Origin of the sequence: Mycobacterium sp. 1245805.9 (assembly GCF_001672915.1) — a bacterium.
GTDB lineage: Bacteria > Actinomycetota > Actinomycetes > Mycobacteriales > Mycobacteriaceae > Mycobacterium.
In genome coordinates this window covers 1-24554 of record NZ_LZKR01000171.1, presented here as the reverse complement: position 1 = coordinate 24554, position 24554 = coordinate 1, and the positions used below count along the sequence as shown (strand labels likewise).

General features: G+C 69.8%; 30 protein-coding genes and 1 pseudogene. 10 read left to right on the top strand and 21 right to left on the bottom strand.

Annotated elements, in window-relative coordinates; all coding sequences use genetic code 11:
• Positions 1-2: 2 nt before the first annotated feature.
• Entirely contained in the window at positions 3-668 is a 666-nt protein-coding gene (locus tag A9X00_RS23270) for a GNAT family N-acetyltransferase (protein ID WP_067158826.1), read from the bottom strand.
• Positions 665-1999: an FGGY-family carbohydrate kinase gene (locus tag A9X00_RS23265; protein ID WP_067158921.1), complete on the bottom strand. Its 1335-nt coding sequence runs from the start codon at positions 1997-1999 to the stop codon at positions 665-667. The genes A9X00_RS23270 and A9X00_RS23265 overlap by 4 nt, the downstream gene beginning before the upstream one ends.
• Before the next feature lie 30 nt (positions 2000-2029).
• Here A9X00_RS23265 and A9X00_RS23260 point away from each other — a divergent pair, with 30 nt between their 5' ends.
• The 3 genes from A9X00_RS23260 to A9X00_RS23250 are packed head-to-tail and all read left to right on the top strand — an operon-like array spanning position 2030 to position 4545.
• Positions 2030-3010, top strand: a complete 981-nt coding sequence (locus A9X00_RS23260) for an NAD(P)-dependent oxidoreductase (RefSeq protein ID WP_067158824.1) — start codon at positions 2030-2032, stop codon at positions 3008-3010.
• Entirely contained in the window at positions 3007-3660 is a 654-nt protein-coding gene (locus A9X00_RS23255) for an L-fuculose-phosphate aldolase (protein ID WP_067158822.1), read from the top strand. The genes A9X00_RS23260 and A9X00_RS23255 overlap by 4 nt, the downstream gene beginning before the upstream one ends.
• Positions 3661-4545, top strand: a complete 885-nt coding sequence (locus A9X00_RS23250; protein ID WP_067158820.1) for an MBL fold metallo-hydrolase — start codon at positions 3661-3663, stop codon at positions 4543-4545. It abuts the gene before it with no gap.
• On the opposite strand, the gene A9X00_RS23245 is transcribed toward A9X00_RS23250, so the two are convergent.
• Entirely contained in the window at positions 4461-5384 is a 924-nt protein-coding gene (locus A9X00_RS23245; protein WP_082975461.1) for an AraC family transcriptional regulator, read from the bottom strand. The two genes, A9X00_RS23250 and A9X00_RS23245, sit on opposite strands and share 85 nt — an antisense overlap.
• A 74-nt stretch (positions 5385-5458) precedes the next feature.
• On the opposite strand from A9X00_RS23245, the gene A9X00_RS23240 reads away from it, so the two are divergent.
• Positions 5459-6097 (top strand): class I SAM-dependent methyltransferase, encoded by a 639-nt coding sequence (locus tag A9X00_RS23240; protein ID WP_369830787.1) that lies wholly within the window; start codon positions 5459-5461, stop codon positions 6095-6097.
• Here A9X00_RS23240 and A9X00_RS23235 read toward each other — a convergent pair.
• Together A9X00_RS23235 and A9X00_RS23230 are read right to left on the bottom strand one after the other, a co-directional pair.
• Complete coding sequence (locus A9X00_RS23235; RefSeq protein WP_067158816.1) at positions 6094-7326, bottom strand: cytochrome P450; 1233 nt, start codon at positions 7324-7326, stop codon at positions 6094-6096. The genes A9X00_RS23240 and A9X00_RS23235 overlap by 4 nt on opposite strands.
• Entirely contained in the window at positions 7323-7901 is a 579-nt protein-coding gene (locus A9X00_RS23230; protein ID WP_232006907.1) for a TetR/AcrR family transcriptional regulator, read from the bottom strand. Before A9X00_RS23230 ends, A9X00_RS23235 begins: the two co-directional genes overlap by 4 nt.
• A 65-nt stretch (positions 7902-7966) precedes the next feature.
• On the opposite strand from A9X00_RS23230, the gene A9X00_RS23225 reads away from it, so the two are divergent.
• On the top strand, positions 7967-9001 hold the full coding sequence (locus A9X00_RS23225; RefSeq protein ID WP_067158812.1) for a dihydrodipicolinate reductase: 1035 nt from the start codon (positions 7967-7969) through the stop codon (positions 8999-9001).
• Here A9X00_RS23225 and A9X00_RS23220 read toward each other — a convergent pair.
• Together A9X00_RS23220 and A9X00_RS23215 are read right to left on the bottom strand one after the other, a co-directional pair.
• Complete coding sequence (locus A9X00_RS23220; protein ID WP_067158810.1) at positions 8998-10212, bottom strand: zinc-binding dehydrogenase; 1215 nt, start codon at positions 10210-10212, stop codon at positions 8998-9000. The two genes, A9X00_RS23225 and A9X00_RS23220, sit on opposite strands and share 4 nt — an antisense overlap.
• A complete protein-coding gene (locus A9X00_RS23215; protein WP_067158808.1) occupies positions 10209-10994 on the bottom strand; it encodes an SDR family oxidoreductase in 786 nt (261 codons plus the stop codon). The genes A9X00_RS23220 and A9X00_RS23215 overlap by 4 nt, the downstream gene beginning before the upstream one ends.
• A gap of 96 nt (positions 10995-11090) precedes the next feature.
• On the opposite strand from A9X00_RS23215, the gene A9X00_RS23210 reads away from it, so the two are divergent.
• From A9X00_RS23210 to A9X00_RS23200, 3 genes are read left to right on the top strand one after another with little or no spacing between them, the layout of a single operon-like run.
• Positions 11091-12035, top strand: coding sequence for a class I SAM-dependent methyltransferase (locus tag A9X00_RS23210; RefSeq protein ID WP_067158806.1), 945 nt, complete (start codon positions 11091-11093; stop codon positions 12033-12035).
• Positions 12028-12936 carry a class I SAM-dependent methyltransferase gene (locus tag A9X00_RS23205; protein ID WP_067158804.1) on the top strand — a complete coding sequence of 303 codons (909 nt, stop codon included), beginning with the start codon at positions 12028-12030 and terminating at the stop codon, positions 12934-12936. The genes A9X00_RS23210 and A9X00_RS23205 overlap by 8 nt, the downstream gene beginning before the upstream one ends.
• A gap of 10 nt (positions 12937-12946) precedes the next feature.
• Positions 12947-13861 (top strand): class I SAM-dependent methyltransferase, encoded by a 915-nt coding sequence (locus A9X00_RS23200; RefSeq protein ID WP_067158803.1) that lies wholly within the window; start codon positions 12947-12949, stop codon positions 13859-13861.
• Here A9X00_RS23200 and sppA read toward each other — a convergent pair.
• Positions 13858-15633: a signal peptide peptidase SppA gene (gene sppA, locus A9X00_RS23195; protein ID WP_067158801.1), complete on the bottom strand. Its 1776-nt coding sequence runs from the start codon at positions 15631-15633 to the stop codon at positions 13858-13860. The genes A9X00_RS23200 and sppA overlap by 4 nt on opposite strands.
• Positions 15634-15671: 38 nt before the next feature.
• Here sppA and A9X00_RS23190 point away from each other — a divergent pair, with 38 nt between their 5' ends.
• Positions 15672-16601 carry an LLM class flavin-dependent oxidoreductase gene (locus A9X00_RS23190; RefSeq protein WP_067158799.1) on the top strand — a complete coding sequence of 310 codons (930 nt, stop codon included), beginning with the start codon at positions 15672-15674 and terminating at the stop codon, positions 16599-16601.
• On the opposite strand, the gene rplO is transcribed toward A9X00_RS23190, so the two are convergent.
• The 13 genes from rplO to A9X00_RS23125 form a co-directional block, all read right to left on the bottom strand.
• Positions 16602-17042, bottom strand: a complete 441-nt coding sequence (gene rplO, locus A9X00_RS23185) for a 50S ribosomal protein L15 (protein WP_067006245.1) — start codon at positions 17040-17042, stop codon at positions 16602-16604. It lies immediately after the preceding gene.
• On the bottom strand, positions 17039-17221 hold the full coding sequence (gene rpmD, locus A9X00_RS23180) for a 50S ribosomal protein L30 (RefSeq protein WP_067006248.1): 183 nt from the start codon (positions 17219-17221) through the stop codon (positions 17039-17041). Before rpmD ends, rplO begins: the two co-directional genes overlap by 4 nt.
• On the bottom strand, positions 17218-17913 hold the full coding sequence (gene rpsE, locus A9X00_RS23175) for a 30S ribosomal protein S5 (RefSeq protein WP_067158798.1): 696 nt from the start codon (positions 17911-17913) through the stop codon (positions 17218-17220). The genes rpmD and rpsE overlap by 4 nt, the downstream gene beginning before the upstream one ends.
• A gap of 22 nt (positions 17914-17935) precedes the next feature.
• Positions 17936-18304: a 50S ribosomal protein L18 gene (gene rplR, locus A9X00_RS23170; RefSeq protein ID WP_082975459.1), complete on the bottom strand. Its 369-nt coding sequence runs from the start codon at positions 18302-18304 to the stop codon at positions 17936-17938.
• Between the two features lie 41 nt (positions 18305-18345).
• Positions 18346-18885 (bottom strand): 50S ribosomal protein L6, encoded by a 540-nt coding sequence (rplF, locus tag A9X00_RS23165; RefSeq protein ID WP_067158796.1) that lies wholly within the window; start codon positions 18883-18885, stop codon positions 18346-18348.
• 10 nt (positions 18886-18895) lie between these two features.
• Positions 18896-19294, bottom strand: a complete 399-nt coding sequence (gene rpsH, locus A9X00_RS23160) for a 30S ribosomal protein S8 (protein ID WP_067158795.1) — start codon at positions 19292-19294, stop codon at positions 18896-18898.
• Positions 19295-19313: 19 nt separating this feature from the next.
• Positions 19314-19499, bottom strand: a complete 186-nt coding sequence (locus A9X00_RS23155; protein ID WP_011739072.1) for a type Z 30S ribosomal protein S14 — start codon at positions 19497-19499, stop codon at positions 19314-19316.
• A gap of 4 nt (positions 19500-19503) precedes the next feature.
• Positions 19504-20067 (bottom strand): 50S ribosomal protein L5, encoded by a 564-nt coding sequence (gene rplE, locus A9X00_RS23150; RefSeq protein WP_067158794.1) that lies wholly within the window; start codon positions 20065-20067, stop codon positions 19504-19506.
• The gene (gene rplX, locus A9X00_RS23145) at positions 20067-20384 is read right to left on the bottom strand and encodes a 50S ribosomal protein L24 (RefSeq protein ID WP_067158792.1); all 318 of its coding nucleotides are present in this window, start codon (positions 20382-20384) and stop codon (positions 20067-20069) included. Before rplX ends, rplE begins: the two co-directional genes overlap by 1 nt.
• Positions 20385-20753 (bottom strand): 50S ribosomal protein L14, encoded by a 369-nt coding sequence (gene rplN, locus A9X00_RS23140; RefSeq protein WP_003403649.1) that lies wholly within the window; start codon positions 20751-20753, stop codon positions 20385-20387.
• Positions 20754-20919: 166 nt separating this feature from the next.
• Entirely contained in the window at positions 20920-22434 is a 1515-nt protein-coding gene (locus A9X00_RS23135; RefSeq protein WP_067158791.1) for an HNH endonuclease signature motif containing protein, read from the bottom strand.
• A 50-nt stretch (positions 22435-22484) separates the two neighbouring features.
• The gene (locus A9X00_RS23130; RefSeq protein ID WP_067158919.1) at positions 22485-23417 is read right to left on the bottom strand and encodes a DUF4436 domain-containing protein; all 933 of its coding nucleotides are present in this window, start codon (positions 23415-23417) and stop codon (positions 22485-22487) included.
• A 147-nt stretch (positions 23418-23564) separates the two neighbouring features.
• Entirely contained in the window at positions 23565-24407 is an 843-nt protein-coding gene (locus A9X00_RS23125; protein WP_232006909.1) for a DUF4436 domain-containing protein, read from the bottom strand.
• Between the two features lie 35 nt (positions 24408-24442).
• Between A9X00_RS23125 and A9X00_RS32105 the strand changes: the two are divergent.
• A pseudogene (locus A9X00_RS32105) lies at positions 24443-24554 on the top strand (formylglycine-generating enzyme family protein); the annotation flags it as partial.

The window sequence follows — 24554 nt, the reverse complement described above, 5'->3', positions numbered from 1 at the left end:
ATCTAGCCGGGCTTGGCCGCGGGCGTGCGGACCACCAGCGGCACGGCGGGGAAGCACCACGCCATCTCGGTGCGCGACTTGCGCAGCGCGGCGGTGCCGTAACCCTTCTTGCGGTGGTCGGGGTGGATCCAGATCCGCACGTTCACCTCGCCGCCTACCAGCTCGCCGAACACCATTCCGACCTTCTCGCCCGAGTCGACCGCCACGAACCATGCGGCCTCCTCGTCGCCCACGCGCCCCAGCGCCGCGCGGATCTCGTCGTCGAGGTTGCCCGCCGGCCCGCCCGACCCGTCGCCGGCGGCGCCGACGTCCTCGGTGCGGGCGGCGAAGATGTCGCGGTCGGCGTCGGCGGAGAACGGCCGCAGCTCGAGGGTCTCCCCTGAGCTGGCGGGACGCTCGCCGAGCGTGAAGCTCAGCTGCTTGTTCAGGTCCTCCAGCTCGGCCAGGATCTTGCGGCGCGAGTCGATGGTGAGCTGCGCGAACGACATGCCCATCACCGCCTCGGCGGCCAGGTGCGAGGTGTCGAGCAGGCGGACGATCGCCTCCACCGCCGCCTCCTTGTCCTCGGACTCCACCACGACGTCGGCGATTTCGTGCCGGCGTTCGAGGGCTTTCAACAGGGCGTCGGCGATCTCCCGACGGGCGGCTTTGCGGTCCTGGTCAGTCATTGCACCAGCCTAGACAGTTCCAGGAACCGTTGGTAGCGCCCGGCGGTCGGCTCCGCCCAGGCGGGATCGGGCTCGACGACGCGCTCGGTGCGGGCCCACCGGCCCGCGTCAGTGATCGAGGTCTCCAGGCCGACCGCCATCCGACCCAGGAACGCGGCCCCCAGCGCCGCGCCCTCGGCCACCGCGGACACCTCCACCGGCCGGCCGGTGGCGTCGGCGATGGCCTGCATCCACGGCCCGACCCGGGTGCCGCCGCCGGAGGCGACGATGCGCGCCACCGGCGCCCCGCCCAGCTCGATGAGCTGACGAACGACGAAGCCCGACGCCTCGTAGGCGGCCCGGCGCACGGCGGCCGCGTCGTGGGTGAGGTCGAGGGCGTCGAGCACGGCGCGGCGATCCGGGTCGTGGAACGGCGTGCGCTCGCCGCGGATGTAGGGCGACCACACCGGCACGCGGCGCGGGTCGGCGGTCCCCGGGTCGCCCGGTCCGAGCAGGCGCTCCACCCAGCCGAGGAACAGGCCGCCCGCGTTGCTGGCGCCGCCGATCTGGCTCTTGCCCGGGGTGGTGTGCGGGATGGTCCACAGGCCGGGCACCTGGCGCGCCTCGGCGATCGTGTTCCACACGATCAGGGTGGTGCCGCACAGCACCAGCACGTCGCCGTCGCGGTCGGCGCCGGCCACGATCTGTTCGCACAGGGCGTCGATGGCCCCGATCGCCAGCACGGCGGCCGTCCCGGGGAGCTGTCCCGCGGCCGTGCCGATCGTCTCCACCCGCGGCATCTGCTCGACGCTCGCGCCGCAGTCGGCGCAGGCCGCCGGGTCCCAGCCGGTCCCGTCGAACAGGGGGAAGGCGGTGGCGGCGGTGGCGACGTCCAGCACCGCCTCGCCCGCCAGCGCGTGGTTGGACACCGCGGGCGCGGGCCAGTACCCGGCCGCGCCGGGCGCCTGCGCCGCCGTCCAGCGCAGGAACTCCGCGGCCTCGCCCAGCGCCGGCAGCGGCTTGTCGTCGGAGCCGGGCACTCTGCCCCGGCCGTCGCCGTACAGCAGCCCGGGGGTCAGGGGCGCGCCCGCCGCGTCGACGGCGGTCAGCGAGGGCACCATCGCCGACACGGCGACCGCGCGGGCGTCCGGGCGGTTCAGCTGCGCGAGCGCGGCCACCGGCCCCCGCCGCCACGCCTCGTCGGCGTCGTGCTCGAGCCGGTCGGGCGCCGGCACCCGCAGCTGGTGCGGGATGCGCACCCGCTCCGTCACCCGGCCGTCCGCGTCGGCGGCCACGGCCTTGACGGCGGTGCTGCCGACGTCGATGCCGATTGTGACGCCATCACGTGACACGGGCGTCACCGTACGCCAGCATTGGCGTCTGTGACGTCAAGACCGCGGGCCCTGGTGACCGCGCCGTTGCGGGGGCCGGGGTTCGACAAGCTCCGGCGCCTGGCCGACGTGGTGTACGACCCCTGGATAGAGCAGACCCCGCTGCGGATCTACAGCCCCGAGCAACTGGCCGAGCGGATCGCGGCCGAGTCCGCCGATGTCGTTGTGGTGGAGGGTGACTCGGTCCGCGGCCCGGTGTTCGAGCAAGGCCTTCTTGCCGTTGCGTCCACCCGGGGCGACCCGAACAACGTCGACATCGACGGGGCCACCGCGGCCCGCATCCCGGTGCTGAACACCCCGGCCCGCAACGCCGATGCGGTCGCCGAGATGGCGGTGGCGCTGCTGCTGGCCGCGACCCGGCACCTGCTGACCGCCGACGCGGATGTCCGCGGCGGCAACATCTTTCGCGACGGCAGCATCCCGTACCAGCGGTTCCGCGGCTGGGAGATCGCCGGGCGGACCGCGGGGCTGGTGGGCCTCGGCGCCGTCGGACGCGCCACCCGGTGGCGGCTGGCCGGGCTGGGCATGCGGGTGATCGCGCACGACCCGTACAACGACGAGGCCCGCCACGGCCTGGACGAACTGCTCGCCGAGGCCGACGTGGTGTCCCTACACGCGCCCGTCACCGACGACACCGCCGGGATGATCGGCGCGCGGCAGTTCGCGGCCATGCGCGACGGCGTGGTCTTCCTCAACACCGCCCGCGCGCAGCTGCACGACACCGACGCGCTCGTCGACGCGCTGCGCGGCGGCAAGGTGGCCGCCGCCGGCCTGGACCACTTCGTCGGCGAATGGCTGCCGGCCGATCACCCGTTGACTTCCATGCCCAATGTCGTGCTGACGCCCCACATCGGGGGCGCCACGTGGAACACTGAGGCCCGGCAGGCGCAGATGGTGGCCGACGACCTGGAAGCGCTGCTGAGCGGCGAGACGCCCACCCATATCGTCAACCCGGAGGTGCTGGGCCCATGAAATCCGTCACCAACCCCGAGGACGCCGTGCTGGACGCGGCCAAGGACATGCTGCGCCGCGGCCTGGTCGAGGGCACCGCCGGCAACATCTCGGCGCGCCGCGCCGACGGCAACATCGTCATCACGCCGTCGTCGGTCGACTACCGCGACATGCAGCTGGACGACATCGTGCTGATCGACCCGGACGGCGAGGTGCTGCACGCCGCCGAGGGCCGGTTCCCGTCGTCGGAGGCCAAGCTGCACCTGGCGTGCTACCAGGCGTTCGACGACATCGGCAGCGTCATCCACAGCCATCCGGTGTGGGCGACCATGTTCGCCATTGCGCACCAACCCATTCCGGCCTGCATCGACGAGTTCGCCGTCTACTGCGGCGGGGACGTCCGCTGCGCCGACTACGCAGCGTCCGGCACGCCCGAGGTCGGCACCAACGCGGTCAAGGCGCTCGAGGGCCGGGGCGCCGCGCTGATCGCCAACCACGGCCTGGTCGCCGTGGGGCCGCGCCCGGACAAGGCCCTGCACATCACCGCCCTGGTCGAGCGGACCGCCCAAATTGTCTGGGGCGCAAGGGCTCTCGGCGGCCCGGTGCCCATCCCCGACGAGGTGAACCGCAACTTCGCCGGCGTGTACGGCTACCTGCGCGCCAACGCCTAGATGCGCCGGGTCCGGTTAGGCCACGCGAGCGTCACCCGCGTGCTGGAGCTTCCGCTCCACTTGGCGACCCGTTTCTTCCCCGGGACCCCGCCGTCCGGTTGGCGGGACAACGCCGACCTGCTGGTGCCGGACTTCTTCGACCCCGACGCCGACGAGTGGCACGCCGCGGTGCAGAGCTGGGTCATCGAGGTCGACGGGCTGACCGTCGTCGTGGACACCGGGGTCGGCAACGATCGCGAGCGCCCGCACATGCCGTTCCTGGACCACCTGAACACCGGGTTCCTGGCGGCGCTGGCCGCGGCGGGTGTCGACCGCAACGCCGTCGACGTCGTGGTCAACACGCACGTCCACTCCGATCACGTCGGGTGGAACACCATGCTCGAGGACGGCGCCTGGGTGCCGACGTTCCCCAACGCCCGATACCTGGTGCCGGCCGCCGACTACCACCACTTCTCCCCCGACGGGCCCGCCGGCGGGCAGCCCGGTGACCGGCTGGTGTTCGCCGACAGCGTGGCGCCCATCGACGAGGCGGGCCAGCTCGTGCAGTGGTCGGACGACTACCAGATCAGCCCGTCGCTGCGCCTGCGACCGGCCCCCGGGCACACGCCGGGCTCGTCGGTGCTGTGGCTCGACGCGGGACGGCCGGCGGTCTTCGTCGGCGATCTCACCCACAGCCCGCTGCAACTGCGCCGGCCCGCGGACGCCTGCGCCTTCGACGTCGACGCGCCGGCCGCCGCAGTGACCCGCCGCCGGATCTTCGCCGAGGCCGTCGGCGCCAAGGCCGCCGTGATACCCGCGCACTACGCGGGTCGCGGCGGCGCCACGCTGCGCGCCGTCGCCGACCGGTTCGACGTCGAGGACTGGCTGGACTTCGAGCCCCTCTGACGCCACGCGCGGGGCGAGGCGCCGTGCTCGCGGGTGAACACGCGGCTGAAATAGCCGGGATCTGACATCCCGACCCGCCTGGCCACCTCGCCGACCGGCAGGTCGGTTTCCGCCAGCAATCCGCGCGCTTCGGCCATGCGGCGCTCGGTGATCCACTCCTGCACGGTGCGCCCGGTGCGCCGGCGCACGACGGTGGTCAGGTGTCCCGCCGTGATGCCGACCTCACCGGCCACGTCGCGCAGCGACAACGGCCCGGCGTGCCGCCGGTCGATCACGTCGAACACCTCGGCCAGCAGCGGTTCGCCGCTGCGGCGCAGTTCAGCCACCACCGGCCCAGCCAGCCGCGCCAGGTCGATCAACAACAGCGTCAGGTGCGCCAGCGCCGCCTGCCGGTAACCGTCCTGCCGCGCGCCCAATTCCGTTTCGATCGAACGGATCGCGGCGTCCCACGCAGGGCGCCGGGCCGCCGGCAGGTCCAGGCGCAGTATTCCGCCGATTTCGCCGTGCAGGAACGGGAACAGCAGCGGATGTGCCCGCCACGCCGGCCACGGCGACCGCGCGTCCTCCCCGAGCGCGGCGGGATCGAAGAACACCGCCACACCCGCGTCGCGCAGGTCCAGGCGCCCGGGGTCGAGCACTTGACCCGCGGCCGCCACGTAGACCAGCCCTGCCGCCGGGAGGTACCAGAGCGCGGGAAAGTCGTGAATGTGGCGCCCACGCTCGACGAAATCGTCGGGGCTGGAGCGCACCACCGACACCGGAGGCGTGTCCGGATCGGTGCGATACGCGTAGATCGGCACGCCGCCGCGCTGCCGAACCAACCGAGCGGGCCGCGTCATGTTGCCAAAGATAGTCCACTTTTCACCGAGGATCACCCAATTCTCCGTTCGCCCAGCGATTCAATATGGGCCTTGTGACAAAACATCATCCACATGATTACCTGCCCGCCGCCGGCCACGACGCGCTGCTGCCCTGCTACGACGTGTTCAGCCGCCTGTTGGGCATGAACCGGGTCCACGAGAATCTGATCGCACAGGCCGACCTCGCCGACTCACGTCGTATCCTGGAAATCGGCTGCGGCACAGGCAATCTCATCATTCGGGCCAAGCGCCGCCACCCCGAGTTGGAGGCGGTCGGATGCGACCCCGATCCGCGGGCGCTGGAGCGAGCGCGGCGAAAGACCGACGCGGTCCGCTTCGAACAGGGCTACGCCGAGCGGCTGCCCTACGCCGACGGTGAATTCGACCGGGTGCTGTCGTCCATGATGCTGCACCACATCGCCAACGACGCGAAAAGCGCCGCGGCGGAGGAGATTTTCCGCGTCCTGCGCCCCGGCGGCCGCCTGCACCTGGTCGACATCGGCGGCGACGTGAGCGCCGACGACGGTCTGGTCCCGCGGCTCATCAGGCGCAACCCGCACGCGGCGGGCAACCTCGGCGACGCGATTCCGCGCCTGTTGCGCGCGGCCGGCTTGGAGTGCACGCAGGTCGCGACGCACCGGCAACGCGTGGTGGGACGGCTCACCTACTACCGCGCCACCCGCCCCGCCTAGCGTCGCTCGAAGCGGACCGGGAGGGATTCGTAGACGGTCATGTTGTTGCACAGATCGGGAAGCGTCATCCGCGGCTCGCCGACTTCGATGGCGCCGGTGTTCAGCAGGATCTCGTCCAGGGCGGCCCGGACTTCGGCCCGCGCCAGCATCGCGCCCAGACAATGGTGGGCCCCGCCACCGCCGAAGGACTGGTGGGGGTTGGGATCGCGGCGAATGTCGAACCGGTACGGATCTGAGAAGACGTCCTCGTCGCGATTCGCCGAGCGCAACATCGTCACCACCCGCGCCCCCGCGGGGATCGGCACGCCGCCGAGCACGACGTCCCTGGCCGCCCCGCGCACCCAGAACATGATCGGCGTGGAATAGCGGATCACCTCCTCGACCGCCGTGCGCCGCGCGTCCGGGTCGGATCGATAGACCGCAACCTGATCCGGATTGGCCACGAACGCCCGCAGGCCATCGCACAACGCGTTTCGGGTCGTGTCGGCGCCGGCCAATCCCAGGATGAAAAAGAAGATCTCGAGCTCGTTGGAGGGCAGCAAGAAGCTCTTCCCCGATTCCCCCGTGATCTCCGTGGTACACAACGCGCTCCAGATGTCGTCCACGGGGTGCTCACGCTTGTAGGCGGTCAGCGCGCTGGCGTACTCGAACAATTCCATGAAGGGCAACAGGTCGTCCCCATCGGGGAGGGACAGCTGCGCGCCGGCGGTCTTGAGCACCCGGTCGATCAAGCCGAACACGTGCGGGCGGTCGGCGTCGGGAATCCCGACGATGTCGCCGATCACCGAGATCGGTAGTCCCGCAGCCAGATCGACGAACTCGCCGCGACCGGATTCCAGTAGCGCGGCGGCCATCGACTTGGCCCGGTCCCGGATGCCGTCCTCGAGCTTGGCCACCGCACGCGGTGTGAACGCCCGGGCGATCACCTTGCGGCGAACCGTGTGATCGGGCGGGTCCATGCTGACGATGGCCGGATACGCGTCGAACATCGGCACGTCCTGGATCAGCGGCCCCCGGGTCGCCGTGAACGACTCGTGATCGCGATGCACCCGCGCGACGTCCGCGTGCTTGGTGCACACCCAGAATTCGCGGCCCACAGTGGATCTGACGTCATCCGTGAGCCGCTGGTGAAACACCGGCGTGTGGGCGCGCAACTCGGCGAACAGTCCGTCGGGAAATCGGGTGGCCCAGATCGCCGGCTCGGCCAGATCGATCGTCGTCTCCGTCACGATGCGCCCCGCTGCAGCTCGTTGCGCAGGCCAGCCAGGATCAGCCGCAACCCGTACGCGAACGCCTTGTCGCTCGGGCCTCCGGCGGGGCGCGTGTGCTCGAGCTGCACGGAACCGAGCAGGTGGATGTACAAGGCGGCGTGGGCCGCGTCGAAATGCCCGGTGCCCAAGCCCGATTCGCGCAGAATCGCGCGGGAGGCGCGGTCCAACTCGGTCGCCGCGGCGGTGTGCGGATGCTCCTGCAGCAGGGCCGCGATGCCCGGCACGCCGACCAGCGCCTTCCAGGCACTCAGGTACAGCGCGACGAGGCGCGTTTCCCAGTCGCCCTCCCGCGGCACCTCGATCTGTGCGAGCACAGCTTCGATCAGCAGGTCGAGCAGTTCCCGCTTGTCGCGGACGTGGTAGTACACCGACGAGGCCGACGTGCCCGCCTCCGCGGCCAGCTCGCGCATGGTGACCCGGCCGACGCCCACGCGTTTAGCCAGCCGCAGCAGGTGCTTCGTCAGGTGCGCCCGGTCCAGCGCCCCGTAGCGCAGCACCGGCGCCTTGGCCGCGGCCCCCATCCGCCCTCCCACTTTCGAACAGTGTACGAATTCGAACAGCATTCAAATTAGAACAATGTTCGCCTACGCTGTCAAACATGGCGCCCTACCGCGTGGTTCAGTGGTCAACCGGCAACATCGGCAAGCGAGCGCTCGGCATCCTGCTCGACCGCGCCGACTTCGACGTGGTCGGCGTGCATGCCCTGGGCGCGGACAAGGTGGGGCGCGACGCGGGCACACTCGCGGGCCGGCCCCCGACCGGGGTCACCGCGACGAGCGACGTCGACGCGCTGCTCGACCTCGCGCCGGACTGCGTGAACTACATGCCGCGCGCCATCGACTACGAACTGGTGGAAACGATGCTGCGCCGCGGCATCAACGTGGTCACCACTGGAGACTTCCTGACCGGCACCCATCACCCCGTCGAGCTCCCCGCGCTCGATGAGGCGGCGCGACAGGGCGGGGCCACCTTCCTGGGCACGGGATTCGAGCCGGGCTTCATCAACGTCGTCGCCGGCTTTCTCACCGGCGCCTGCCCGCGGGTGCGCAGCGTCAAGCTCGTCGAAACCCTGGACTGCACAACCTATCCCGTAGCGGACGTGTGGAAGGTGCTCGGGTTCGGCAAACCGCCCCGCGAGCCGGTGACGCACCTCGACCCGGCCAAGCAACGCTACGGCCTGGGCTACTTCGAGACGCTGGACATGATCGCCACCATGCTGGGCACCGAACTCGACTCCAAGGAGGCGTTCGTCGAGCCCGCGGTGCTGACCCGCGATCTGAATCTGGGCTGGGTGGACTACGCCGCCGGCACCGCCGGGGGGCAGCGCCGCACCTATCGCGGCTATCGCGGCGGTCGCCCGGTGATCGAGCTGGCCATCTGCTGGACGATGAGCGACGACGCGCTCGAGCCAAAGTGGCCCGACCCCAAGGGTTTCAGCGTGGTGATCGAGGGCGAGCCGCACGTGGACGCGACGATCCGGTTCGGCAAGCCTGGAGAGGACGTGATGACCGTGTTGATGGACAGCACCGCCGTCGCGGCGGTCAACGCCATCCCGTTCCTGTGCGACGCGCGACCGGGCGTGATCACCCCGACCGACTTGCCCCTCACCGGATCCCCGGGCGCCCTTGTCTAGCGCTGGTCGAACGCGACCTTCACGGCTCGGCTGTCGCCCTGGTTGGCGAGCGCCAGGAACGCCTCGCGCCACTGCTCGAGACCGAAGGTGTGGGTCAGCATGGGGCGCAGGTCCACCCGGCCGGCGGCGGCCAGCTCCAGGTAGTGGGCGATGGCGTGGCGGCGCTCGCCCTCGACCTCCTCAACCCCGAAGGCGTTCGACCCCACCCAGCTGATCTCCTTGAAATACAAGGGACTCCACTCCCACCGCCCGGGCGCGTGGACGCCGGCCTTCACCAGCGTTCCGCGGGACCGCAGCACCCGCACCCCGACCTCGAATGTCTCCGGCTTGCCGACGGTGTCGTAGACGACGTCGAGCGCACCCGGGTAGGCCATCGGCAGGCCCAGCAGCGGCTGGCGCAGCCGGCCGCCGCCCCACGCGACCAGTTCCTCGATGACGGCGAGGCGCGGTTCGTGGTCCACGACCAACTCGGCGCCGAACCGGCGGGCCAGGTCCTTCTGGGCGTCGAACCGCGCCACCACCGCGACGGCAACCCCGGGGTAGAGCGCCCGCAGGATCGCGACCGCGCACAACCCCAGCGATCCGGCCCCGTACACCAGCGCCCGGCCCGAGAGCGGCGGCGGGTGGCGGGTGATCGCGTGCAGCGACACCGAAAACGGGTCGGCGAACACCGCGAGCTCGTCGGGCATGGAATCGGGAACCGGAAAGAGCATGCTGTCGTGGGCGGGCATCAGCTCCGCGTAGCCACCGGTCACGTCGGCCGACACCCCGGTGTGGATGCCGGGCTTGATGTCGCCGTCGGTGAAGCTCCAGCACAGGCTGTAGTCGCCGCTTTCGCAAGCGGGACAAGGCGGCTCGATGCCGCGCGGGCCGCAGGACAGCCACGGGTTGAGCACCACGCGCTGGCCGACCTCCAGCCCCCGGGCCTTCGGCCCCATCGCCACCACGTCGGCAACCACCTCGTGGCCCATGACTTGCGGAAAAGAACAGAAGGCGGACATCGCGTTGTCGGCGTCGGCCTCACCGAAGTCCATCAGGATCTGCTTGGAGTCCGACCCGCAGATACCGGTCAGCCGCGGCCGGGTGAGCACCCAATCCTCGTGCGGCAGTTGCGGATCCGCGACTTCCCGCAGTGCGACCGGGCTGTGGGTCAGCGCGTCGTCGGGTCCCGGCGACGGCTCCGGCGGGACGCCGTACACCAGCGCCCTCATCGCGGCGCCATCCCGGCGACACCGGCGATGAACGCGTCGAGGTCGGCGTTCTTGGCGTCCACTATCCCTTTCAACGCCATCTGTCCTGGGACGTAGTGCTCGAACGTGTCGCCGGCCAGCGCCTCGATGACGCCCTGGGCCACCTCGTCGGCGGGCACCTTCGGCCCCTGGTAGAGCGGCTCCTCGCTGCCCGGGTGATTCCAGATCTCGGTGTCGACGGGCCCCGGCTCGATCAGCTTCACGGCGACCCCGCTGCCGTGCAGGTCCACGGCCATCGCCTCGCTCCAGCCGCACAGCGCGAACTTGCTTGCACAATAGGCTGTTTCGTGGATGATGCCGAGCCGGCCGCCGACGCTGGACACGTTGACGATCAGGCCGGACTCGCGCGCCAGCATCCGCGGCAGCAGCGCCAGCGTGAGGCGCATCGGGGCGAAGAAGTTGATCCGCATGACGTCCTCGACCTCGCCGGGGTCCAGGGCCGCGACCGGACGCCGTTTCGGGATCGCGGCGTTGTTGATCAGCACGTCGACGCCGCCGAGCTCGTCCCACGCGCGCAGCGCCAACTCCCGCAGCGCGGAGGTCTCCGCCAGGTCGGCCACCCACATCGCCGATTCCGGCGACGTCCGCCGGCATTCCGCCAGCACCTCGGCCAGGCGATCCCGACGCCGGGCGATCAGCCCGACCACGGCCCCGCGCCGTGCCAATTGCCGGGCCAGTGCCGCGCCCAGACCCGACGAGGCACCCGTGATCAGCACCCGCTTTCCCGCAGCCGCGTACGCCATCCGTCAAGGTTGCCGCGAATTCCGGGAAGCGTACAGTGGTAGCAGCTTGTTATATCGGCTAAATATTAGATTAACTACTTCCGAATAGGGGCAGACATGAGTTCCACCAGGTATGAGGGCGACACCTGGGACCTGGCCTCCAGCGTCGGGGTGACCGCGACGATGGTCGCCGCCGCCCGCGCCGTGGCGAGCCGCGCCGATCGTCCGCTGATCGACGACCCGTTCGCCGAGCCGCTGGTCCGGGCCGTGGGCGTGGACCTGCTCACCCGGCTGGCGACCGGCGAGGTGGATCCCGGCGACCTGAACGACGTGCACGACGGCGCCGACGGGTCGGGCGGGGCGATGTCCCGGATGGCCGACAACATGGCGGTGCGCACCAAGTTCTTCGACGAGTTCTTCCTGGGTGCGACGCGGGCCGGCATCAAGCAGGTGGTGATCCTGGCCTCCGGGCTGGACTCCCGCGCGTACCGGTTGGACTGGCCCGCCGGGACCGTGGTCTACGAGGTCGACCAGCCCCAGGTCATCGAGTTCAAGTCGCGCACGCTGACCGAGCTCGGCGCCGCCCCGACCGCCTATCGGCGGGTGGTGGCCGTCGACCTGCGCGACGACTGGCCCGCCGCGCTGCGCGCCGCCGGGTTCGACCCGACACGGGCGACCGCGTGGAGCGCCGAGGGCCTGCTCGGCTACCTGCCCCCGGACGCGCAGGACCGGCTGCTGGACACGATCACCGAACTCAGCGCGCCGGGCAGCCGGCTGGCCACCGAAAGCGCGCCCAACCGCGAGCCCGGGGACGAGGAGAAGCTGAAGGAGCGCATGCAGCGCATTTCCGAGCGCTGGCGTGCCCACGGTTTCGAGCTGGACATGGCGGGGCTGGTCTACTTCGGGGAGCGCAACGAGGCGGCCTCATACCTGAGGGATCGTGGCTGGGCGCTGGAAGGCGTCAGCATCCGAGAGCTGTTCTCGGCCAACGGCCTTCCGCCCCTGGAGGGCGACGACACCCGCATGGGCGACGTGCTCTACGTGAGCGGCACCCATGACTGAGGGCCGCACCGAAGGCGACAGCTGGGGACCGGCGTCCAGCGTGGGAGCGACGGCGACCATGGTCGCGGCCTCCCGCGCGGTGGCGTCGCAGGGACCCGATCCGCTGCTCGACGACCCGTTCGCCGATCCCCTGGTCCGCGCCGTCGGGCTGGACCCGTTCATCCGCATCATCGACGGCGAGGTCGATTTCGAGGACGACGCGCTGTTCAACCGCAAGACCCGGCGCGAACAGATCACGGTGCGCACCAGGTTCTTCGACGATTTCTTCACCGGCGCCACCGCCGACGGTGTGCGGCAGGCGGTGATCCTGGCCTCCGGCCTGGACACCAGGGCCTACCGGTTGCCGTGGCCGGCCGGCACGGTGGTCTACGAGATCGACCAGCCCCAGGTGATCGCGTTCAAGACCGACACGCTGGCCAACATCGGCGCCACCCCCACCGCCGAGCACCGCACGATCGCCGTCGACCTGCGCGACGACTGGCCGGCCGCGTTGCGGCAAGGCGGCTTTGACGTCACGCGGCCGACCGCGTGGAGCGCGGAGGGCCTGCTGCCCTACCTGCCGCCGGACGCCCAGGACCGGCTGTTCGACCACATCACGGCGCTCAGCGCGCCGGGCAGCCGCCTGGCCACCGAGCACGTCCCGGACCCGAACGCGTTCACCGACGAGCGGTTGCAGCGCATCTCCGAGCGCTGGCAGCGCTTCGGTTTCAACCTGAACGCGGCCGACCTGTTCTACCGGGGCGAGCGCAGCGTGGTCGTCGACTACCTGGAAACCCACGGCTGGCGGGTGACGGCCTGTCCCGCCCGGGAGTTGTACGCCAGCAACGGGTTTGAGTTCCCCGAGGAGGCGATGGCGGCCGCCTTCGGCGACTTGAGCTACGTGGCCGCGACCTTGAAGTAGGGTTTGGCCTATGCCACGCACCCATGACGACAACTGGGACCTGGCCTCCAGCGTGGGCGTCACCGCGACGATGGTCGCGGCCGGCCGCGCCATGGCGACGAGGGATCCCCGCGGCCTGATCAACGACCCGTTCGCCGAGCCGCTGGTGCGCGCGGTCGGAATTGATCTGTTCACCAAGATGCTGGACGGCGAGCTCGACCTCGACGCGTTCGAGAACGCGTCGCCCGCGCGCATGCAGGCGATGGCCGACGGAATGGCGGTGCGCACCAAGTACTTCGACGATTACTTCCTCGACGCCGTCGGCGCCGGCGTGCGCCAGGCGGTCATCCTGGCGTCCGGCCTGGACTCGCGCGCCTACCGGCTGCCGTGGCCCGACCGCACGGTGGTCTACGAGATCGACCAGCCGCAGGTGATCGAGTTCAAGACGACCACGCTGGCCTCCATCGGCGCCGAACCCACCGCAACCCGGCGCACGATCGCCGTCGATCTGCGGCAAGACTGGCCGGCCGCGCTGCGGGAGGCCGGGCTGGACACGACGGCACCGACCGCGTGGTTGGCCGAGGGCCTGCTGATCTACCTACCGCCCGAGGCCCAGGACCTGCTGTTCGACAACATCACCGCGCTCAGCGCGCCCGGCAGCACCGTCGCCACCGAATTCGTGCCCGGCATCATCGATTTCGACCCCAGCCGGGTGCAGGACATGGCCGGCGTATTCCGGGAGCACGGCGTCGACGTCGACATGGCGTCGCTGGTCTACACCGGACAACGCAACCACGTCGTCGACTACCTGCGGTCCAAGGGGTGGGACGCCGACGGCGTCGAGCGCACGGAACTGTTCCGGCGCAACGACATCGAGGTGCCGCCCCCGGAGCAGGACGATCCGCTCGGCGAGATCATCTTCATCAGCGGCCGGCTCGCGGGCTAGAGCCGCGGGTTTCCCAGCCACAGCGCGCTGGCGCCGCCCAGCGTCTGCTCGACGTTGGCGAGAATACCGGCGATCGACCGGCCCAGCAGCGCGCCCAGCGCGTCGGGCAGCGACGCGGCCGCCGGTTGCGACGAGGCGCGCGGGCGCACCAGGTCCAGCAGCGACGATCCCGGATAGCTGACGACGCGCACCTCGGCGTCCTCGTCCAGGCCGGCCAGGACCTTGGCGCGGCGCACCGCGGCCCGGAAGCCGCCGAGCTCGTCGACCAGGCCGCGGTCCAGGGCGTCGGCTCCGGTCCAAACGCGGCCCCGCGCAACGAGTTCCACTGCGTCGGGGCTCAAGTTGCGGCCCTCGGCGACCCGTTCCACGAAGTCGGCGTAGAGCAGGTCGGCCTCGGCCTCGCGATGCCGACGCTGTTCCGGCGTGAACGGCGCGTCGACCGACCAGGCGTCGGCGTTCGCGTTGGTGCGCACCGTGTCCGACGCGACGCCCAGGCGGTCCTTGAGATCACGCACCACCAGCTTGCCGGTGATCACGCCGATCGAGCCGGTGATCGTGCCCGGGTTGGCCAGGATCGCGTCGGCGCCCATCGCCACGTAGTAGCCCCCGGACGCGGCGACGGCACCCATCGAGGCCACCACCGGCTTGCCGCGCTCGCGGGCCCTTGCCACCTCGCGCCAGATGGTCTCGGACGCGACGACCGAACCCCCGGGGCTGTCCACCCGCAAGACGATGGCGGACACCGCATCGTCGGCGGCCGCCTCCCGTAGGCCCGCCGCGATGGTGTCGGCGCCGGCGGTCGACGTGCCCAGCGGCAGGAACTGCGGGCCGCCACGCCCGGTGACGATCGTGCCGTCGACGGTGACCACGGCCAGCGTCGGCTTGGGCCGGCGACCCGGGACCGGCGGCACGGGCGGGCTCAGCCGTGACCGGGCCGCGCCGGCGTAGCGCGCCAGGTACAGCCGCGGCGGGGTGTTTTCGTCCGAAACATCCTGCACACCAACCAGTTCCGCGATCCGCGCGTAGGCCTCGTCGCGGAATCCGATCCGGTCGACGAGGCCCGAGTCCACCGCGTCGTCGCGCAGCAGCGGGCCCCGGTCGGCCAACTCGTCGAGCGTCTCCGGTTCGACCTTGCGCGCCTCCGAGATCGCCCCCCACACCTGCTCCTGCAGGCTCTGCAGCATCCGCGTGACGGCCTCGCGGTGGGGCTCGGTGAAGCCGCTCTCGGTCAAAAGATTTACCGCCGATTTGTATTCGCCCTTGGCGATAAATTCGGCCTCGATCCCCGCCTTGTCGAGCGCGTCGCGCAGGAACATGGCATTGCTGGCGAATCCGATCAGGCCGACGCTTCCCGAGGGCTGCATCCAGATCTCGCCGAACGCCGAAGCCAGGTAGTAGGACAGCGTTCCCGGGTAGGTCTCGGCCCAGGCCAGCGACGGCTTGGCGGCGCTGAACGCCGCGATCGCCTCCCGCAGTTCCTGGACCGCGGCCGGCGGCGCCGCCGCGAGCTGCACGCGCGCGATCAGCCCGGCGACCCGCGGGTCGTCGGCGGCGCGGTGGATCGCCGCGACGGTGTCGCGCAGCGACATCGGGCGGCTGCCCCCGGTGATGATCGCCACCGGGTCGAAGCCGGTGGTCTCCGGCGGGGCCGAGCGCAGGTCGAACTCGAGGACGCACCCGTTGGGCACGCCGTGGTGGCGCGCCGTGTCGACGCGGCCGGCCAGGGCGCGGACATCGTCGATACCGGGGACCGAGGGCAGGAAACCGAACATATTCGCAGCCTACCGATCGGCCGCCGTACGGTGGTCGGGTGAGGTTTTCCATCGCGATCCCCCAATTCGACTATGACGGCTTCGACGCGCCCGGACTTCGCGGCTACCTTGCCCGCGCCGAGGAGCTCGGCTTCGAGGGCGGCTGGGTGCTCGAGCAGATCATCGGCGAGGCGCCGCTCCTGGCGCCGCTGGAGCTGCTGGCGTACTGCGCCGCCTGCACCGAGCGGCTGCGTCTCGGGGTCGCCGTCCTGGTGACGTCGCTGCACGATCCGCTGCAGCTCGCCTCGTCCGCCACCGCCGTCGACCGGCTGAGCCACGGGCGGCTGGACATCGGCGTCGGGGCCGGCGGCGGCTTTCGCCGGTTCGAGGCGTTCGGGGTCGAAAAGGCAACGTACATCTCGTATTTCACCGAGGGCCTACAGCTGATGAAGGCGGCCTGGTCCGACGAGCCCCGGGTGACGTTTCACGGCCGGTTCCGCGACGTCGACGACGTGCCGATTTCACCCAAGCCGGTGCAGCGGCCGCATCCGCCGATCTGGTTCGGCGGGCTGGCCCCCAAGGCGTTGGCCAGGGCGGTGCGCCACGGTGACTCGTTTCTGGGTGCGGGCTCGTCGACCACCGAGGCGTTCGCCGGGGCCGTCACCGTGGTGCGCCGCGAACTCGCCGAACAGCGAAAGGACCCCGCGCACTTCACCATTGGCAAGCGGGTCTACCTGACGGTCGACGACGACGCGGCGCGGGCCCGGGAGCGGGTGCTCGAAGGCCTGCACCGCATCTACGGCGATTCCATTCCCGGCGGCGAAGACGTGCCGGTGTCGGGCACACCCGACGACGTGGCGCGCGGGCTGCGCGAGGTGATCGACGCGGGCGCCGAGTACCTGCTCCTCAACCCCGTCGGCGCCGACGTAGCCGAGAACCGCGAACAGATGGAACGCCTTGCCGCGGAGGTCATTCCGCAGCTGAGCTGACTACAGCTCGGTGACCGAGCCGCCCGCCGCGGTGATCTTCTCGCGCGCGCTGCCGCTGAACTTGTGCGCGGACAGGTCGACCTTGACGGTCAGCTTGCCGTCGCCGAGGACCTTGACCAGGGAGTTGCGGCGAACCGCGCCCTTGGCCACCAGCTCGTCCACGCCGACGGAACCGCCCTGCGGGAACAGCCGGTTGATGTCACCGACGTTGACGATCTCGTATTCGGTGCGGAACCGGTTGCGGAATCCCTTGAGCTTGGGCAGCCGCATGTGAATCGGCATCTGGCCACCCTCGAAGGTCGCCGGCACGTTCTTGCGGGCCTTGGTGCCCTTGGTGCCGCGCCCGGCCGACTTGCCCTTGGAGCCCTCGCCGCGACCGACGCGGGTGCGCGCTTTCTTCGACCCGGGTGCGGGCTTCAGGTCGTGCAATTTGATGGTCATTTGGCCTCCTCCACCTGCACCAGGTGGCGCACCACCGCGATCAGGCCGCGGGTCTGTGCGTTGTCCTCACGGACCACCGAGTGGCGGATCCGCCGCAGGCCCAGGGTCCGCAGGCTCTCGCGCTGCTTCCAGCGAGCACCGATGGTGCTGCGCACCTGGGTGATCTTGAGCTGACTCATGGTTGCGCTCCTGAAATCTGAGCCTCTCGCGCCGCCGCCGCGCTGGCCAGTGCGTCGCTTTCCCGGCGCGCCTTCAACATGCCGGCCGGGGCGACGTCCTCGATCGGCAGTCCGCGGCGAGCGGCCACCTCCTCGGGACGCTGCAGGAGCTTGAGCGCGGCCACGGTCGCGTGCACCACGTTGATCGCGTTGTCGCTGCCCAACGACTTGGCCAGGATGTCGTGCACCCCAGCGCATTCCAGGACGGCGCGGGCCGCGCCGCCGGCGATGACGCCGGTACCCGGGCTGGCCGGACGCAGCAGCACGACGCCCGCCGCGGCCTCACCCTGCACCGGGTGCGTGATGGTGCCGCCGATCAGCGGGACCCGGAAGAAGCCCTTGCGCGCTTCCTCGACGCCCTTGGCGATCGCGGCCGGCACCTCCTTGGCCTTGCCGTAGCCGACGCCGACCATGCCGTTGCCGTCACCGACGATAACCAAAGCGGTGAAGCTGAACCGCCGTCCACCCTTGACCACCTTGGAGACGCGGTTGATGGCGACGACCCGCTCGAGGTAGTTGCTCTTCTCGCCGTCGCGATCGCGACCGCCGCGGCCGCCCCCGCCGCGCCGGCCGCGGCCGTCGCGGCCGTCACCGCGCGAGTCGCGGCTGTCGCGGCTGTCCGGGCCCTGCCCGCCGGCCGACTGTTCCGCCATTATGCGGTCCTTCCAGTTGTCATCAGAATTGCAATCCGTTCTCGCGCGCGGCATCCGCCAGCGCCGCGATCCGTCCGCCGTAGGTGTACCCGCCGCGGTCGAAGACCACGGTGTCGATGCCGGCGGCCTTGGCGCGCTCGGCGATCAGCTGACCCACCCGCACGCTACGCGCCTTCTTGTCGCCGTCCAGGCCGCGCACGTCGGCCTCGATCGACGACGCCGCGGCCAGCGTGGTGCCGTTCTCGTCGTTGACCAGTTGGACGTGAATGTGCCGCGCGGAGCGGTGCACCACCAGCCGCGGGCGCTGCGGGGTGCCCGCCAGCTTCTTGCGCAGCCGCGCGTGCCTGCGCAGCCGGGAGACCCGCCTCGTCGCGGATACGTTCTGCCCCACCGGCTTTCCGGCGGGGACGGCCGTCTTTGTTTGCGCCATGACTACTTACCTGTCTTTCCGACCTTGCGGCGGATCTGCTCGCCCTCGTAGCGCACGCCCTTGCCCTTGTACGGGTCGGGACGGCGCAGGCGGCGGATGTTCGCCGAGATCTGACCGACCTTCTGCTTGTCGATCCCGGTGACCGTGAACTTCGTCGGCGACTGGACCGCGAACGTGATGCCCTCGGGCGCCTCGATCAACACGGGGTGGCTGTAGCCCAGCGCGAACTCGAGGTTGGAGCCCTTGAGCTGCACGCGGTAGCCGACACCGAAGATCTCCATCTTGACGGTGTAGCCCTCCGTCACGCCGGTGACCAGGTTGGACACCAGCGTGCGCGACAGCCCGTGCAGCGAGCGGTTGCGCCGCTCGTCGTTAGGCCGGGTGACCACGATCGCGCCGTCGTCGTTGCGCGCCACCGTGATCGGTTCGGCGACGGTCAGGTTCAGGGTGCCCTTGGGACCCTTCACCGAGACGTTCTGACCGTCGATCGTTACGTCGACTCCGGTGGGAACCGGAACCGGCTGCTTACCAATGCGCGACATGTTTAACCCCTCACCACACGTACGCGAGGACTTCGCCGCCCACGCCCTGTCTGGCTGCCTGACGGTCGGTGAGCAGACCCGACGACGTCGAGATGATCGCCACGCCCAGTCCGCCGAGCACGCGCGGCAGGTTGGTGGATTTCGCGTACACCCGCAATCCGGGCTTGGACACGCGGCGCAGGCCGGCGATGCTGCGCTCCCGGCTCGGCCCGTACTTGAGCTGGACGACCAGCGACTTGCCGACCCGAGCGTCCTCGGTGTGGAAGTCGTTGATGTAGCCCTCGTTCTTGAGGATCTGGGCGATGTTCGCCTTGATCTTGGAGTGCGGCAACGTCACCTCGTCGTGATACGCCGAATTGGCGTTGCGCAGACGGGTCAGGAAGTCCGCGATCGGATCGGTCATCGTCATAGTTGCGTCCTATGTCCCGTCACCAGCTGCTCTTCTGCACGCCGGGCAGCTCGCCCGCGTGCGCCATCTCGCGCAGGCAGATCCTGCATAGCCCGAACTTGCGGAACACCGCGCGCGGACGTCCGCACTTGCTGCAGCGGGTGTAGCCGCGCACCGCGAACTTCGGCTTGCGCGCGGCCTTGTTAACCAGTGCCTTCTTAGCCATCTAGTCAGTTCTCCTTGAACGGAAATCCGAGGGCCCGCAAGAGGGCTCGTCCTTCGTCGTCGGTCGTCGCCGAGGTGACGACGTTGATGTCCATGCCCCGGACCCGGTCGATCTTGTCCACGTCGATCTCGTGGAACACCGACTGCTCGGCCAGTCCGAACGTGTAGTTGCCGACGCCGTCGAACTGCTTGGGCGACAGGCCCCGGAAGTCGCGGATACGCGGCAGCGCGATCGACGTGAGCCGGTCGAGGAACTCCCACATCCGGTCGCCGCGCAGGGTAACCCGGGCGCCAATCGGCATGCCCTCGCGCAACTTGAACTGCGCGATGGACTTTCGCGCCTTACGGATCTCCGGCTTCTGGCCGGTGATCAGCGCGAGGTCGTTGACCGCACCGTTGATCAGCTTGGCGTCGCGAGCCGCATCCCCGACGCCCATGTTGACGACCACCTTGGTGATGGTCGGGATCTGCATGACGTTGCCGTAGCCGAACTGCTTGTGCAACGCATCCCGAATCTCGTTGCGGTAGCGCTCTTTGAGGCGCGGCTGAACCTTCTCTGCTGTGGTCATTAGATGTCCTTGCCATTGCGCTTGGAGACGCGGACGCGCTTGCCGGTTTCCTCGTCCACCCGGTAGCCGATGCGGGTGGGCTTGCCGTCCGAGTCGACCACCATCACGTTGGACACGTGGATGGGGGCTTCCTGCGTCACGATGCCGCCCGAGCGGGCGCCGCGCTGGTTGGTCGAAATCGCGGTGTGCTTCTTGATTCGGTTGACGCCCTCGACCAGCACGCGGTTGCGCTCCGGGTACGCCTGTAGCACCTTGCCCTTGGCGCCCTTGTCCTTGCCCGCGATGACGAGGACGGTGTCGCCCTTGTGGACCTTCATCTACAACACCTCCGGGGCCAGCGAGATGATCTTCATGAATCGCTTCTCGCGAAGTTCGCGCCCGACCGGGCCGAAGATGCGCGTCCCGCGCGGGTCGTTGTCGGGCTTGATGATCACCGCGGCGTTCTCGTCGAACTTGATGTAGCTGCCGTCGGGACGCCGGCGCTCCTTGACCGTGCGCACCACGACGGCCTTGACGACGTCCCCGCGCTTGACGTTGCCGCCGGGGATGGCGTCCTTGACCGTGGCGACGATGACGTCACCGATGCCGGCGTAGCGTCGCGACGACCCGCCGAGCACCCGGATGCACAGGATCTCCTTGGCGCCGGTGTTGTCGGCAACCTTCAGCCGCGATTCCTGCTGAATCACTCGATCTCCTGACCTGGTTACGTTTGCACAGCAGGAAATCACCTGACATGCGCGGTCTTTGTCACCGAAGGGCACGCGGGGCCGATAGTGCTTTCGCTTACCGGCCGAGGTCTGCCCAAGGCAACCCCTAGAGTCTAGGGGACGACCAGCTCAGAGCCAAATTCGCCTAGAAGGGAGGCGGTTCGTCGTCGGGGTTGGGTGGTGGCAGGGCGAAGTAGTCGTGGATTTGGGCTTTTCGGGCTAGGCGGGCGTCGCGGTTGTGTTTGCGTTCGGTGGCGATGCGGGTGGCGCGGTCTTGGGCGCGGGTGCGCCGGCGTTTGGGCATCATCGCGGCCCGTTGGTCGCAATAGTCGACGGGCGGGTCGGCCTCGGCGGCCGGGAAGACGCCGCCGACCCCGCGACACAAACTCGGGAACAGCAGCGCGCTGCCCGGGGTGGTGACGTAGGTGTGCCCGGCCGGGGAGGTCAGGATCAGGGTCCCGTCGGCCAGTTGTTTGTCCGTCCAGCCCCAAAACGTCTTGATCAAATGATGAGTGCGGCAATAACACTTCAGGTTGGACGCGTGCGTGGCCCCACCCTGGGCGTAGGGGATGGTGTGGTCGATATCGCAGCCGATGGCCGGGGCATCACAGCCCGGCCAGCGACACGTCAAATCCCGACACCGCACAAAATCGGCCAACGCCCTCGACGGCACATACCCCTCCTCCGGCGGCGCATCACCCGGGTGGATCAACGGCATAAACTTCGCCGACTTGGCCAACTCGGCCAGCAGCTCGGGGGTGATCAGCCCCTCGGCGCTGACCTCCGAACCCGGCGCGCTGCCGCGCCCGTCCAGGGTGGCCTGCTCGGCGATCACATGAATCACCACCGGGCCCGCGGCCGGGCGTTTCCCCGCCGCGCAGTCGGTTCTCCCGCAGCGGCAGCCCAGCCGATCCGCCCCGGCCGCCAACGCCCCCAACGCATCAGCGCGGCGCTGCTCGCGGGTGCGCGGATCGTGCGCACACACGGTGGCCGCCAACGCATTCAGCCGCTTGTCCACCGCGTGGGCATCCGGGGTCAGCAGCACCCCGCCGATCTCGGCGGTGCCGTCCTGATCCGGCCCGACCCAGATCTCCCGGTCGCGCTGGGCCTTGGCGCGCCGGCGCACCGCATCCACATCGGCGCGGGCCACAATCCGATCCACCTGGGCGGCCAACCGGCCCTGGGTCATCGACGGCCAGCGCGCCACATTGGCCGCCACCTGGGCATCCACCCTGGCCAACACCTCGGGATCCTCGATCAGATCGGTGCGATACACGATCGTCTGAAACGTCCGATAATCGATATCGCCGGCCCGAAACACCTCCCCCACCTTGGGCAGCCGCTCGCGCATCGCCCGGGCATAACGCAGCCGGCTGGCCGCCAGCCCCTGGCTGATCCGCAACGCCGCCCCCACTTCGGCGGCCACCGCCTCCATCGTGTCGATCGCCCAGTCCTCGGTGTCCGAACACCGCGAAAGCCGGTAGCCGAACAACCGCCCGATCGCATCCAACTGCGCGGCCGCCTGACGGTTCTCGGCCCGCGCCGCCGAGCAAATCTCCTCGATCAAAGCGGCAGACTCCGCCGTCGTCGACGGATAACACCGCTCGATCTCTTCGTCGAACCGGGCGATCACCTCGGCACGAGCGGCTTCTTCGAACATGTGTTCGAGTATAGCGGCGAGCTACGACAGCGCCTCATACGACACGTGCCTCAGCTCGAATGTCGGTACCAGGCGACGATATAGAGGACTAGCGCCGTCGCCAGCGCAATCAACACCCAGATGACGACGGCCTGGTCGATCCACGAGCCCGCGGGCGGGGTCCCGGGCAGGATGTTCCGCAGCGGCACGACGGCGAACAGCATCGCGGCATACCAGGTGGAAAACGGCGGCAGGAACTGCCGCCGGCCGGTCAGCATCTGAATGGCGACGAACAGCGCCAGCGTCGGCAGCGTGATGAGGACCAGGCAGATCCCGAGATCGAACACCAGCGGACCCTTCGCCCGGTGCAGCGTGATGATGACGTTGTCCGGGCGATCGGGGTCACTCGGGTTACGCGCGACCCTGGTGGCGGAGACGTCCCAGCCGTCCAGCTTTCCGGTCACCTCGACCCGGCCGGGTTTCAATACGCGGTTTTCGCCGGACCCGATGAGGACGTCGGCCTGGATGGTGTCGGTCTTGTACGAGTCGAACGGCCAGTCGCTGGGGTCACCGTGCGCCTCGATGGTGGTGGCCACCTGGGCCGGCAACTTCCCCACCGGGTACTGCAGGTCTCCCAGGTCGTTCTGCGGAAAGATGCGCACGGATGTGTCGGTGTTCAAGACGTTGAGGCGCTTGTTGATCATCGAATCGTCGGGCATCACCAAGACCTTCACGTCGAGGCGATTGGCCACGGTGTGCAGCTGCTCGAAGCGCATCAAGACGACCGTGCCGTCGGCGGTGTTCAGTTCCGGGTCGGGAAGCGGGCCCGGCGCGGTGGCCAGCCAGTGATAGCCGAGCAGCGACAGGACGTACACGACGGCGACGCCCACGATGATCGAGATGTCGAGGACGAGGTGCCGTCGTCGCGGCTTGCGCTCCGGCGCCTCCGGCGCGGCCGGCTCGGCAGGCGCCGTCGGGGCAACGCCGTGGCCGTTCGAGGGCAGCGCTACGACGACGTCCCGTTGAACCGACACCGACGCAGACTAGCAACGGTGCCGTTTGCTGGCACCCAGAAGCGAGCCTGGCTACGAGTTCTTAACACGCGGCGCTACCAGCTTTAACACAACGCGGTTAGCCGGCGCGCCGGACCGTCAGTCCCCTTGCCGCACCCAGGCGAAAATGTACAGGCTCATCGCCGTCACCAGAGCGATCAGCACCCACTGGACGATGGCTTGGTCGATCCAGGAACCGGGCGGTGGGGCGCCGGGAAGGATGTTGCGCAACGGGACGATGGCGAACAGGTTTGCGGCATACCAGGTTGCGAAGGGCGGCAAAAACTTACGTCGGCCCAGCGCCATCGGGATGGCCACCAACAGCGCCAGGGTGGGCAGGCTGATGAGCACCAGGCAGATGCCGAGGTCGAAGATCAGTGGCCCCTTGGCCCGTTTCAAGGTGATGACCACGTTCCCGTTGTCCGAGCCGCGCTGGGTCGGCAGCGCGGCGGGGTCGTGAAGGCGGGTGACCGTGGCGTCCCACCCGTCCAGCTCTCCGGTCACTTCCACCCGGGCGGGTACCTTCTTGACGTTGTCGCCCGACCCGACGAACGCATCGGCCGAGATCGGCTCGGTGCTGTAGGAGTCGAAGGGCCAGTTACCCGGGTCGCCGTGCGCCTGGACGGCCGTGGTGAGCTGCCCCGGGGCCTTGCCTTTCGGGTAGTGCAGGTCCCCCAGCTCGCTGGTCGGATACAGGCGCACGCCGACATCGGTACCCAGCACGTCGAGGCGATTGTCGTAGGCCGAAATCCCCGGATAGACAAGCACGTTCACGGTCAGGCGGTTCGCCACCGTCTTGAGCTCCTCGAGGCGCAGCTGCACGATGGTCGCATCGCCGCCCCCCTGGCTCAGGTCCAGTGGCGGAAGCGGGGCCTCGGCCTCCTGCAATTGGTGCACGCCAAACAGCGACAGGGCATAGGTGGAGACGACGACCACGAGGATCGCGATGCCGATCGCGATGCGCGGTCTCGACCGCGGTTTGCGCGGCGGCGTCGGGGCGCGCGGACCCGAGCGTCAGCCAGACGTTGAAGGGCGGATCGCCTCTGTGCGCGCCGGAATACTGCCCCCGCTACCGGCCCGCCGCGCGGT

Excerpts from the sequence above, each read along its gene's own strand:
- A9X00_RS23270 (WP_067158826.1), bottom strand. The coding sequence starts at position 668 with ATGACTGACCAGGACCGCAAAGCCGCCCGTCGGGAGATCGCCGACGCC.
- A9X00_RS23255 (WP_067158822.1), top strand. The coding sequence starts at position 3,007 with ATGAAATCCGTCACCAACCCCGAGGACGCCGTGCTGGACGCGGCCAAG.
- A9X00_RS23250 (WP_067158820.1), top strand. The coding sequence starts at position 3,661 with ATGCGCCGGGTCCGGTTAGGCCACGCGAGCGTCACCCGCGTGCTGGAG.
- A9X00_RS23245 (WP_082975461.1), bottom strand. The coding sequence starts at position 5,384 with ATGACGCGGCCCGCTCGGTTGGTTCGGCAGCGCGGCGGCGTGCCGATC.
- A9X00_RS23225 (WP_067158812.1), top strand. The coding sequence starts at position 7,967 with ATGGCGCCCTACCGCGTGGTTCAGTGGTCAACCGGCAACATCGGCAAG.
- A9X00_RS23220 (WP_067158810.1), bottom strand. The coding sequence starts at position 10,212 with ATGAGGGCGCTGGTGTACGGCGTCCCGCCGGAGCCGTCGCCGGGACCC.
- A9X00_RS23215 (WP_067158808.1), bottom strand. The coding sequence starts at position 10,994 with ATGGCGTACGCGGCTGCGGGAAAGCGGGTGCTGATCACGGGTGCCTCG.
- A9X00_RS23210 (WP_067158806.1), top strand. The coding sequence starts at position 11,091 with ATGAGTTCCACCAGGTATGAGGGCGACACCTGGGACCTGGCCTCCAGC.
- A9X00_RS23205 (WP_067158804.1), top strand. The coding sequence starts at position 12,028 with ATGACTGAGGGCCGCACCGAAGGCGACAGCTGGGGACCGGCGTCCAGC.
- A9X00_RS23200 (WP_067158803.1), top strand. The coding sequence starts at position 12,947 with ATGCCACGCACCCATGACGACAACTGGGACCTGGCCTCCAGCGTGGGC.
- sppA (WP_067158801.1), bottom strand. The coding sequence starts at position 15,633 with ATGTTCGGTTTCCTGCCCTCGGTCCCCGGTATCGACGATGTCCGCGCC.
- rplO (WP_067006245.1), bottom strand. The coding sequence starts at position 17,042 with ATGACCATCAAATTGCACGACCTGAAGCCCGCACCCGGGTCGAAGAAA.
- rpmD (WP_067006248.1), bottom strand. The coding sequence starts at position 17,221 with ATGAGTCAGCTCAAGATCACCCAGGTGCGCAGCACCATCGGTGCTCGC.
- rpsE (WP_067158798.1), bottom strand. The coding sequence starts at position 17,913 with ATGGCGGAACAGTCGGCCGGCGGGCAGGGCCCGGACAGCCGCGACAGC.
- rplF (WP_067158796.1), bottom strand. The coding sequence starts at position 18,885 with ATGTCGCGCATTGGTAAGCAGCCGGTTCCGGTTCCCACCGGAGTCGAC.
- rpsH (WP_067158795.1), bottom strand. The coding sequence starts at position 19,294 with ATGACGATGACCGATCCGATCGCGGACTTCCTGACCCGTCTGCGCAAC.
- A9X00_RS23155 (WP_011739072.1), bottom strand. The coding sequence starts at position 19,499 with ATGGCTAAGAAGGCACTGGTTAACAAGGCCGCGCGCAAGCCGAAGTTC.
- rplE (WP_067158794.1), bottom strand. The coding sequence starts at position 20,067 with ATGACCACAGCAGAGAAGGTTCAGCCGCGCCTCAAAGAGCGCTACCGC.
- rplX (WP_067158792.1), bottom strand. The coding sequence starts at position 20,384 with ATGAAGGTCCACAAGGGCGACACCGTCCTCGTCATCGCGGGCAAGGAC.
- A9X00_RS23135 (WP_067158791.1), bottom strand. The coding sequence starts at position 22,434 with ATGTTCGAAGAAGCCGCTCGTGCCGAGGTGATCGCCCGGTTCGACGAA.